Origin of the sequence: Geofilum rubicundum JCM 15548 (genome assembly GCF_000974365.1) — a bacterium.
GTDB lineage: Bacteria > Bacteroidota > Bacteroidia > Bacteroidales > Marinilabiliaceae > Geofilum > Geofilum rubicundum.
The window spans coordinates 35874-46632 of the sequence record NZ_BAZW01000031.1 but is presented as its reverse complement, the minus strand read 5'-3'; the positions used below and the strand labels follow the sequence as shown (position 1 = coordinate 46632).

The following is a 10759-nucleotide window of genomic DNA, read 5'->3' as shown; positions in this document are numbered from 1 at the left end:
CGCAAAAAAGCTGCCCTTTTCAGGACAGCTTTCCACTATATATCAAATTACTAAAAAGTTATCGGTTCAAACGACCGGCCAATACCCAGGGACTGACTTGTTTGATGCTGTTGATGGCGTATTGAACGCCGGAACCGGCTTCTTCAGCTGCAATGGCTGCTGATAATACGGCGACCAATTCGTCATCGTCTTCCTCAGCCACTTCTGTTTTGGCAGGAGCTGCTTTGGGAGCTGGCGTTTCTTCCACCTGATTCAGGGTACCATCCTTACGCATTTTGAAGAATTTTTCAGCTACCTGAGGCAGCAAAGCATAGGTCAGCACATCTTCGTCCTGTATAATATACTCTTCAATCTTGGCACGAATGGTATGTAATTCGGGCGCGATCAAATCGGCCGGGCGACAAGTAATGGGTTCTTCATCTCCCAAAATCTTTTTGGTCAACTCAGCAGAGATCGGTGCCGGGGTTTTTCCATATTCCCCTTTGACAACACCTTTGGACTCTTTAGGCACCATTTTGTAGCGCTCGCCCATCAACACGTTGAATACGGCTTGTGTACCAACAATCTGGCTCGAAGGTGTTACCAGTGGCGGGAAACCAAAGTCCTCACGCACGCGTGGCACCTCTTTCAACACCTCATCGTATTTGTCCAAAGCATTGGATTGCTTCAACTGAGAAACCAGGTTGGACAACATGCCACCCGGCACCTGATAGATTAAAGCATTGGCATCTACACCCAACATTTTGGTATCCAAAAGGCCGGTTTCAATCCACTTGTCCCGCAACGGACGCATGTAATCAGCAATTTCGCTCAACTTAACCAGATCCATTCCCGTGTCGTATTTGGTTCCCTGCAGCGAAGCGACCAAAGGCTCGGTAGCTGGCTGAGAGGTACCACCCGACATGGGTGAAAGGGCGGTATCCACCACATCTACACCTGCCTCAATGGCTTTGATGTAGGTCATGGAAGCCACACCACTGGTGTAGTGGGTATGCAACTGAACAGGAATCTTAACGGTTTCTTTGATGGCCTTGATCAGATCATAGGCATCATAAGGCTTCAACAAACCAGCCATATCTTTGATACAGATAGAGTGCGCCCCCATGTCCTCAAGAACCTTGGCATCTTTGGCAAACAACTCCAGACTGTGGAAGGGACTGGTGGTATAACTCATACAAGCCTGGGCGTGACCGCCTTCTTTGATACAGGCTTTGATGGCCGTCTCCAGGTTACGGGGATCATTCATGGCATCGAAAATGCGGATAATGTCCATACCATTGGCGATGGCTTTCTGCACGAAATATTCGACCACATCATCGGCGTAGTGACGGTAACCCAACAGGTTTTGTCCGCGCAACAACATTTGCAAAGGCGTTTTGGTGGCCTTCTCTTTAATCTTGCGCAAGCGATCCCAGGGATCCTCGTTCAAAAAGCGAATACATGCATCGAAGGTAGCACCACCCCAAGCTTCCAAAGAGTGGTAACCGATATTGTCTAACTGCTCTACTATTGGTAACATCTCTTCGGTGCGCATACGAGTGGCGATGAGCGACTGGTGCGCGTCCCGAAGGATGGTTTCTGTAATTCCTACTTTCCCCATTATTCTACTCCTTTTAACTATTCAATCACAACTAAAACATCTCCAACAGCCATCACGCCGCCTTCTTTCACATTCACCTGAGCAACAGTCCCATCACATGGAGCCGTCAGGTCATTTTCCATCTTCATGGCTTCAAAAACCAATAAAGACTGACCTTTGGTTACTACATCACCTTCGGCAACATTCACCTTTAAAATACTACCCGGCATAGGCGCTGAAACAGATTTTCCACCATTCACTGCTTTTTTGCTTTTGATGTGATCGGTAGATACTGCTTTCTTCATCTTAGGGGCTGATTCAATCGTTCTTTGAGCCGAACCTGATGCCCGAACCTCTGCTACTTCAACCTCGTACTGTTTGTCGTTAACTGTGATTAAATACTTTTTCATAGAATATCTGGTATAAATGTTTGCTAATTCAATTACTGCAAAATTACTTTAATTGAATAAAACACCCTCCTATTTAAGTATTATTAACCAATTGCTACAAATTTGAAACAAAAACAATCAAACCTCTGTTTATCAAATATTTAAAACCTAATATTATGGACATATTAAAGATACAAGGTCATTGAAATGTTATATAGCATAAAAACCGCAAGCCCTATTATGTTATAGGGCATAAAAAACAGGATAAAACCTTATCAATAAGACCTTACACCTACTTTTGGTTCATTTATTTTAAGACTATTAAAGATTTAATTCTCTATTAAAACCGTCTTATCCGGAGTTCGCTACAAATTGCAAAACACTATAATTTAAGAGATTGCAAAATTCAGATCACTTCTTTTGAAAGACACGGACGTAATCTACTTCATAGCGAATGGGGAATTCGGTGTCGGACGGATCGCCCCCATTGGAGCCAACAGCCAAATTGAGAAGTATATAGTGCGGTTGATGAAAGGGATTAAAACCATCCGGGTGGATGGTTTTGGTCAGGTCCACTTCATTGAGCAATTCATCATCCAGGTAGAGACGAATAAAATCTTCATCCCAATCCATTTTCCACACATGAAACTTCTCATGCCATTCCGGATCCTTGGCCAAAAAATCGCTATAGTCCATCACCTCAGAGTCCCACACAGCGTCCCAACTGTCGTCTACCGACCAGGCAGCATTGGCAAGAATTTTGGGGGCATCATTGACCCGGTAATATTCCAAAATATCAATTTCTCCGTTGGCGGGCCATCGTCTTTCATTTCCCAAAGTCCATATAGCCGGCCAGGACCCTTTACTGGTATCAATTCTGGCTTTAACCTCCACAATACCATACTGAAAGGAAAACTTACCGTTGGTCTTGATTAAACCGGAGGTGTAGTCAATAAATTCCCGGTTATAACGCCAGTCATCGCTCGATGGGTTATAATTGGGGTTATTGTATTCCTCACGTCTCGCCTCAAATACCAATATGCCGTCTTCAATGAATACATTCTTTGAGCTGTACCATTGCAGCTCCTGGTTACGGACAAAGCCTTCCTCAAAATTCCAGAATTGCTCATCCGGCTTTCCGTCTGTCTCGAATTCATCGGACCAGACCAGTTCGTAGCCTTTAGGGGCCAGAACAAAACTGCCCGATTGATTACTTTGTATGTTGCAACCGGCCCATACAAGCATGCCTACCACCCAAATCCATCTCATTTCGTTCTTTATTTAGTTATTTGCCAAAATCGACAATAACGGTTTCATTATTTGATTTTTCTATGACGATTTCCTCAAAATTATCAGAGAAGGTGAAACCTCAACGGGTAAAAGTTCTTCGTCGGACCAGGACTCACCCGACTTTTTCCACAACATCAGTGTGGCATAAATGGGATTAGAATTTGTCTCTGGTTCATAAGTTCCGGTCACCACCAAAACTTTACTTTTTTCACTTATGGGATGCAAACCTTCAGCACTCACCACTTCGGTCTGACCCCACCCCAGCAGTGGCACCATGGCCAACTGATGGCTTCCGTTATCCAGGATGGTCACAGAATGCCCTTTCACTTCTCTGGAAGAGACTTCAATGCCATGGCCCAGATCGGGCAAGGCATAATGCCCCAGGCGCATTTGAACCGTCTGTGGGCTCAATTGACGATCAACCCGCAAAATACCATTGGGCAGCGGAATATCAGCCAGATTCATGGCCCATTCCTCATTGGTCTCCAATACCACATCCCGGTAATATATCCCCTTTTCAAACTTTTGAAAATCATACAATCGAAAAGCCTCCCACTCCTGCTTGTCATTCAGGAACAAGTAATTCATAGCCACCTCCCCGTTGGCGCCATCCGCCTGCCAATGAAATTCTGTGTTGTAAGCCAATCGGTTGTAATTCTCGGTCGACCGGAATTTTTGCCAGTCGTCGGCCACCCTTTCATGACACCACGAACGCACCTCTGAAGCCCCTATATTGGGGTAGTTGGTAATCAGAATCTCTGAGCCCGGTTGGAACTTGTTATAGACCTGATCGGCTTCAAACGCATTGTCCCAGGCACCATTGTTCTCGGTGGCTGTCCAAAACGGACTGTCTTCCGGCACCAGCAAACCCATAAACAACTTACCCATCCAGTAAACACTGGCGCGGCAGCTATAAATCTGAACCGCAGGCTCAAAAGCACCGTAAAAGCCCAAAGTAGGCACACTGTCCTGCAAAAACTCGGGATGTTGCATAAACTGCAACAAGGTAGAAGAAGCTATCCGGCGCATCCATCCATAATTAATGTCCTCATCCACATCCCATCCCATCAACGGAAAAGGCACAGCTGCGGCCATGCGATAGGCCATACTGCGTCCCCACATAATCATCTCCCCGTCTTCATCAAAAGATAGGGGTAGTTATCAGACAAGTCGGAAAAATTGGCCTGGAAAGCACTGGCGTATTCCGGATAATGGCGTTCACCGTAAAGTTCGCTCCACAATTTACCATACATTTGAAAGGACCACATGCTGTAAAAATCGTAGGCCGGACTGTCATTGTACCAACCCTCGCCGCGGTATTGGTCCAGCGACTTTTCAATATACTCCACCATCAGGGCTCATCAATATCATAACCCCGCTCCTGGTAGAAACTCAACACAAAAATATTGAAAAAGCGCCAGTTGGAACCCACCGTTGGACCATTGCCATAGCTGATCATCAAAGCCGCCAAAGCATCTTTGGTTTCCTGATCAAAAGGCTCCCACAATACTTCAGGGGCCACTGACATAGAAATGGCAAGGGCACCGAACTCAACCAATATTTGTGAAATCCAGCCGGGTTGACTCATGTGTTTAATAAACATCGGACCATCCGGATCGAGCAGCATCTTCATTTGATGGCGGTAATATTCCCCCACCTGAATGCCATTGATCACCAGTTCCGGATCTTCTTTGAGCAAAGGCGCTGCCATAAACAAGGTACGACATAAGCCCTCCAAATTCTCGGTAACATTATAGGATCCATCCTGGGGATAACTTTTTCCCGGCTGCTTGGGAAAGCGCATGGGATCATCCAGTTCCTCTATATAGCAAAATGCCCCCTCCAATAAGTATAGCGCCGCATCCTTCCAATGCGCTCTCGTTAGCCCGGTATAGGGACTCACCGAATAATCCGGGTTTTCTACCTGAAACACGCCTTCCGGCACTTCCTTTCGTAGGGCATTTTTTGGTGCGCAGGACATCCACACCAGTGAAACAAGCAAAAGACTGACTGAGAATAATTTACCAAAACGGATCATCTGTACAAAAATTACTGATTATTAATATAATAGCTTGTTACTACTTTGTAAATGCTTAATTTTAAACAACTTACACCTTTTAACGTCAAGGACATAATTTATTGAATATCATGGATTTATTTTCACCTATCCACCTAATGATCTATCCACCTAACGATCTGTTATTAAAAGATTCATTGAGAAATACATCCATGACCATTGTTGTCGCCATCTGAAACAGACAACCATAGGTCGCCTTAACTACTCATCAAAAACGGAAAGGTCCCATTCTTCATGCCACTCAATGACCGGTTTGTGTCCCTCAAATTTAATGGGCAGCCATACATACCGGCCGTCGATCGGGTTGCGCGGACGCCACCGATCGCCCATAAAAATAAATGCTCCCTCCTTACCAGCCACAGGCAACACAAAAGTGCTTTGCGAATGAAAAGTCAGGTCTGCCCCTTCACCCACACAGGGATTACCCAACATTTCCCACGGACCCCAAATACTGGTAGCCATGGCCGACCTGGCCGCATTGGGATCCCAGCCGGTGCAACCTGAGGTGATCATATAATATCTGCCTCGTGCTTGAAAAGCGCCGGCGCCTCATTGTGTCCCCCGGGAAAAATTCGAATGTAGCGTCCGGTATGCGACAGATAGTCGTCCGACAGCTCTGCAATATGAATGGTCAGGTTTTCTTCGGAAGAGAAAACATGATAGGCCTTACCATCATCATCGACAAAAACAGTCATGTCGCGCGACATCTGTCCCCCCTCGAAATCGCGTCGCACAAAAAGCCCTTCATCCACAGCTTTGCGCCATCGGGGCGTCCACCACTCATATTGATCCAAATCAACATCCTGGTTTTTAAAATCCGCATCCATATTGACCGGCCAATGTTGTGCATTGGGCCTGAGCGACTCAATAAAGGTATAAGGCCCCGTAACTTCCTCGGCAACAGCCACCCCGGCCCGTGCCGCGATATACCCCTGTCCCTTTAGTTCCAGATGAAACCACATCACAAACTTTCCGGTTGATTCATTATAGACCACTTTGGGCCGCTCAATCACCGCGCCTCTTTCAATATCGTGGCCCGCTTCATCCACCACACTTAAAGCCACTCCTTCGTTGCTCCAGTTTAGCAAATCTCTGGACGCATAGACCTGTACGCCGACAAGGGCGGTGTTGCCGCCCCGTCCGGCCGTTTTATGTTCCCCAAACCAATAATAGGTATGATCATGATATAGAATACCGCCGCCATGGGCATTGATATGCGTTCCCTCATTGTCCCACCACAACTCGCCGGGTGTAAAGGTTTGATTGATACGCAATCCTTCAGAATTCGTTGAAGCGCTAAAATAGAATAAAAAAACAAGTGCCAATAGTTGCATACCCCATCGCAGTCCAATACTTAACAGTGATACCATTTTTGTAGGTTTTAATTTAACAACCAAATAAAAGGCTTTTATCTCTAAATCTTTGGCACAAAATTGACGATTGGTGCAAGAAAATCTAACTGAACAAATCCCCTACCCTTTTTGATATTTTTTTACCCCTATTAACCAAAACCGGCGTCTGATATCAAAAACTCAACAGCGTCTGTCGAATAATTAACACTTATATCGAAAACCTGCCAAAAACCACAGAAATGCTGACAATTTTTAACAACTATATTGAATAATTTTAACCTTAAATTTTCAGCAAGCATCCATCCATACAATTCAATTTTTTTTACGCATGAAAAACAAATACAAGCGATTCAAAGAAGGGCTGTTATTGCTCCCGTTCCTGGCTTTTTCAGCATTAGCCATTGCCCAGCCGGCCATTGACCAGACTGGTCTTTTGGAGCCTCCGGTAAGCGGAGACATCATCCTGTACACGTCCTTTCAAATCACCGATGAAGGGGGTGATGGCCATGCCGATGCCGTATTCACACTTTCCGAAGGAACCATTGCCGACTGGTCCGATTACTCCGCAGCCTTACGTTTCAACACCGCCACCGGATTTCTGGATGTGCGCAATGGCGGAGGTTTTGCTTATGAGGCCGGCACTTCGGTGCCCACCCTTTTCAATACCATTTACCGGGCATGGTTGGTAGTCAACTTCAACACCTTTACTTACGACACCTACGCACAAACCGATCAAATGGACAGTCCGCAACTCATATACGCGGGTGCGGCCTTTAGAAAGCAACCTGTCGGTGAGCTGGCCCACTGGACTGCCGTTCACAATTCTCAGGGCGACTCTGATCAACTAAATATCGCAGAAGTGGTTGCAGTGGATCAGGTGGGCACCTATCCCCCTTCGGTGGACAGTTCCGATGATGATGCCGATGGAATTCCTGCATTTAAGGATAACTGTCCCGCCGTCTACAACCCCGACCAATCGGACATTGACGGTGATGGCATTGGCGATGTGTGCGATTCGGAAAACATCGAAGACTATAATTTTGGCATGACACTCCCCGGAGGTTCTAACGGTGCCAACAGTAACGTGGCCCTGCCGCCCTTTAATATCGCCTCACTGCCTGTCACCATAGAAATGTGGTATAAACCGGAGGCCAATCAAAACTACTACGCCACCCTTTGGTACAACCGCGGCGCCTCCAGTAACAGTGGCGTACAATACGACCGCTGGGCCGATGTGACAAAAATAAAGGGTGTATGGAACGGTGCCTCTGAAGTGCCGGACATAAAACCGGTACCCGGACAATGGAACCATGTGGCACTGGTGGTTACCTCCAATAGCAAAACGCTCTACATCAACGGACATCCGTTTACAGAGACAGGTACTTCGTTCAATAACTACCTTTTTGACGGTATTACCTATCTGGGTTTTGACAATGCGGTGGCCGACCGGACCTTAAAAGGCAGCATTGATGAAGTCAGGGTATGGACCACAGAGCGCAGCGCTCAGGAGATTACAGACCACATGTTTTCACCCTTAACCGGAAATGAAGAACATCTTTTGGGGTATTGGGACTTTGACGACCGGGCAACGATGGCCACCGATGTGAGTGGCAACGGCTTAGATGGCACCATCAATGGCGGCAGCTATAGTCTGTCGAGCATCTTTGACCCCATGGAAATGACCCGTGCTGAGGCTTACCAGGCCTCCCGTCTGGTCAATACAGGTACGGCCGACAATGTGGTCCTGCGCTTCGAATTGGACGTGCAAAACCAAAAAGACCTCTTGCAACTGACACAGATAGATCTCTCAGCTGCAGGCACCACCCTTTTGTCGGACATTACCAACGTTAAGGTATATGCCACAGGTACCCAATCCGCTTTCAATACCGCTCATTTGATTGGAGAATCGGCCGGCACACCGGCCAGTAATGCCTTCACCATCAGCAGCAGCTATGATTTATCCTTGAGCACCAATTATTTCTGGGTGACCTACGATGTAAGCGCTGATGCAGCTAAAAACAACACTTTGGATGTGGCCCTGACTCAATTCACACTGACAGGCACAGAAGCCACCAGCTATTCACCCGCTACGCCTTCACCCGTGGGTGAACTGACCATCAATCCGGATGCTTTCATTCAATCAACCAAACTCCCCATCAGTGTGGTCACCAACTCGGCAGCCACCTCGGTGGAGGGGGCCAATTTTGCCTCCTTTCAGCAAAATGCCATCATGACCTACAAGGGGTATCAATATGTGACCTATTGGAATCAGGTGGCCAGGGTATGCATTGCCCGCAGAAAGTTGCCAGATGGGAACTGGGAAGAGATTGAATTCACCGATCACACGATATCGCTGGCCCGCGCTGCCGACAACCACTATACCATTTCGATGGGGATTGCGCCCGGTGACGGAACCATTCACTTGTCGTACGACCATCACAACGATCCTTTGCGCTATAAAAAATCGGTAAAGGATTTGGCCAACGACCCGGAAAATATAGCATGGTCGGCGGCCTCTTTCGGCAGCAAACAGAATTATCTGGTAGCCGGAACCCCCATCGAAAATGTTACCTATCCACGCTTTGTGGCCAAGCCCAACGGGGATTTGCTCTTTGAGTGCCGACTGGGCTGGAGTGGCGATGGTGACTCTTTCCTTTGGGAATACGACGCACAGACCAGTGCATGGACCTACATCGGGGAGTATTTAAACGGAACCTCCGTCAATGAAAACGCCTACATCAACGGCATACATTATGACCCGGCGGGCCAATTGCACGTTTCCTGGGTATGGCGCCAGACACCGGATGCGCGGACCAACCACGATGTTTATTATGCCTATAGCGCCGATGATGGACGCACCTGGAACAATGCCGACGGTCAGCAGGTTGGCACGGCCGGAACGGCGCCTATGACCATCCATTCGCAGGGACTGAAAGTGTGGACCGTGGGTACCAACCGGGGGCTCATTAACCAGGAATCGCAGGCGGTGGACAGCAAGGGAGGCATTCATATCCTGCAGACCTACATTTCGGATGATCAGCCCAACAGCAGTGACTTCTGGGGCGGACGTATCAACCACGGACAGTTGCGCCACATTTACCGCGATGACCAGGGAGTATGGCACAATGATGTTATTGCATACTCAGGCAGAAACCGTAATGAAATTGCCGTTGATGCCAACGACAATATTTACGTGGTAGCCGGTAATTACCGCATCTATTTTGCTTCGGCGGCGGACCATTGGAAGACCTGGACCGAGTTGGACGTATCGGAAAGCCATATTGGCATGAATGAACCATTGATCGACCGGGAGGCCCTTCTTGAAGAGAACAGGCTGTCGTTCGTGATGGCGCACAGCGCGAACGACGGCCGCATTATTGTACCATCCTACTTACTGGAAATCGGAGACCCAAGCACCGGATGGGCCAAAGAACCAGCCAGAGAAGGCCTGACTGTTTATCCCAATCCCTTCCGTTCGACTTTTACCATAGAAACCAATGCTCCCTTCAGCTACACCATTTACGATTTATCGGGAAGGCTAATGGAAACTAAACCCGTGGCGGATCATAAGGTGCTGGGACAAACATTACCGCACGGCATCTTTATCTTAGAAATCGTCCAGGGCCAGCGTATGTGGCAACAAAAAATGATAAAAAAACCCTAAACTTAATCATCATGAACCGAAAGAGTAGCTGGCAACCCTTCAGCTACTAGCCGCTGAATTTTGCAAACACCGGTCGTGGCCTTGGCCGCGACCGGTATTTTTGTTTTAGCTCCCTAAACGCCCTGGCTTGGCGGTTCCCAATCCGGCCGACCAGCAATCACAACAAAGCATAAATACTGAGCAGGAAGAGCCTTATGCGCTCAGCCTCATCGATTACAAAGGAAGGACGGTATACCATCAGGCGGCCTTTTTTGAGAAGAAAATCACCGCTCCTCTAAACCATTTGCCCGCCAGCCTTTACATCCTTCAGTTGGTGGCTTCCGGCAAAGCCTATCAGACCAAGATCAGTATTAACTAAGTCCGTTTAGAAATTAAACCATTAAACCAAAAGGAAAGGGCTGCCCGCGT

General features: G+C 47.4%; 8 protein-coding genes and 1 pseudogene. 2 read left to right on the top strand and 7 right to left on the bottom strand.

From position 1 onward, the window contains the following. Positions 1 to 58: 58 nt before the first annotated feature. The 7 genes and pseudogenes from JCM15548_RS13310 to JCM15548_RS13290 all read right to left on the bottom strand — a co-directional run bounded on the left by JCM15548_RS13310 (position 59) and on the right by JCM15548_RS13290 (position 6705). A complete protein-coding gene (locus tag JCM15548_RS13310) occupies positions 59 to 1600 on the bottom strand; it encodes an oxaloacetate decarboxylase subunit alpha (protein ID WP_062126287.1) in 1542 nt (513 codons plus the stop codon). Positions 1601 to 1617: 17 nt separating this feature from the next. Continuing rightward, positions 1618 to 1989 carry a biotin/lipoyl-containing protein gene (locus JCM15548_RS13305; RefSeq protein WP_062126284.1) on the bottom strand — a complete coding sequence of 124 codons (372 nt, stop codon included), beginning with the start codon at positions 1987 to 1989 and terminating at the stop codon, positions 1618 to 1620. A 390-nt stretch (positions 1990 to 2379) separates the two neighbouring features. Continuing rightward, positions 2380 to 3237: a glycoside hydrolase family 16 protein gene (locus tag JCM15548_RS13300; RefSeq protein WP_062126281.1), complete on the bottom strand. Its 858-nt coding sequence runs from the start codon at positions 3235 to 3237 to the stop codon at positions 2380 to 2382. Positions 3238 to 3297: 60 nt separating this feature from the next. Further along, positions 3298 to 4610, bottom strand: a pseudogene (locus tag JCM15548_RS13295) (DUF2264 domain-containing protein). Beyond that, positions 4610 to 5296, bottom strand: a complete 687-nt coding sequence (locus JCM15548_RS25610) for a DUF2264 domain-containing protein (RefSeq protein WP_262487055.1) — start codon at positions 5294 to 5296, stop codon at positions 4610 to 4612. Before JCM15548_RS25610 ends, JCM15548_RS13295 begins: the two are co-directional and overlap by 1 nt. A 240-nt stretch (positions 5297 to 5536) precedes the next feature. Continuing rightward, on the bottom strand, positions 5537 to 5848 hold the full coding sequence (locus tag JCM15548_RS24115; protein WP_227625803.1) for a glycoside hydrolase family protein: 312 nt from the start codon (positions 5846 to 5848) through the stop codon (positions 5537 to 5539). Next, on the bottom strand, positions 5845 to 6705 hold the full coding sequence (locus JCM15548_RS13290; RefSeq protein WP_227625802.1) for a glycoside hydrolase family 43 protein: 861 nt from the start codon (positions 6703 to 6705) through the stop codon (positions 5845 to 5847). Before JCM15548_RS13290 ends, JCM15548_RS24115 begins: the two co-directional genes overlap by 4 nt. A 310-nt stretch (positions 6706 to 7015) precedes the next feature. Here JCM15548_RS13290 and JCM15548_RS13285 point away from each other — a divergent pair, with 310 nt between their 5' ends. Next, entirely contained in the window at positions 7016 to 10351 is a 3336-nt protein-coding gene (locus tag JCM15548_RS13285) for a BNR-4 repeat-containing protein (RefSeq protein WP_062126278.1), read from the top strand. A 127-nt stretch (positions 10352 to 10478) separates the two neighbouring features. Beyond that, on the top strand, positions 10479 to 10709 hold the full coding sequence (locus tag JCM15548_RS13280; protein WP_062126275.1) for a T9SS type A sorting domain-containing protein: 231 nt from the start codon (positions 10479 to 10481) through the stop codon (positions 10707 to 10709). Positions 10710 to 10759 lie beyond the last annotated feature (50 nt).

Coding starts and splice junctions, on each gene's coding strand:
- JCM15548_RS13310 (WP_062126287.1), bottom strand. CDS start 1,600: ATGGGGAAAGTAGGAATTACAGAAACCATCCTTCGGGACGCGCACCAG.
- JCM15548_RS13305 (WP_062126284.1), bottom strand. CDS start 1,989: ATGAAAAAGTATTTAATCACAGTTAACGACAAACAGTACGAGGTTGAA.
- JCM15548_RS13300 (WP_062126281.1), bottom strand. CDS start 3,237: ATGAGATGGATTTGGGTGGTAGGCATGCTTGTATGGGCCGGTTGCAAC.
- JCM15548_RS25610 (WP_262487055.1), bottom strand. CDS start 5,296: ATGATCCGTTTTGGTAAATTATTCTCAGTCAGTCTTTTGCTTGTTTCA.
- JCM15548_RS24115 (WP_227625803.1), bottom strand. CDS start 5,848: ATGATCACCTCAGGTTGCACCGGCTGGGATCCCAATGCGGCCAGGTCG.
- JCM15548_RS13290 (WP_227625802.1), bottom strand. CDS start 6,705: ATGGTATCACTGTTAAGTATTGGACTGCGATGGGGTATGCAACTATTG.
- JCM15548_RS13285 (WP_062126278.1), top strand. CDS start 7,016: ATGAAAAACAAATACAAGCGATTCAAAGAAGGGCTGTTATTGCTCCCG.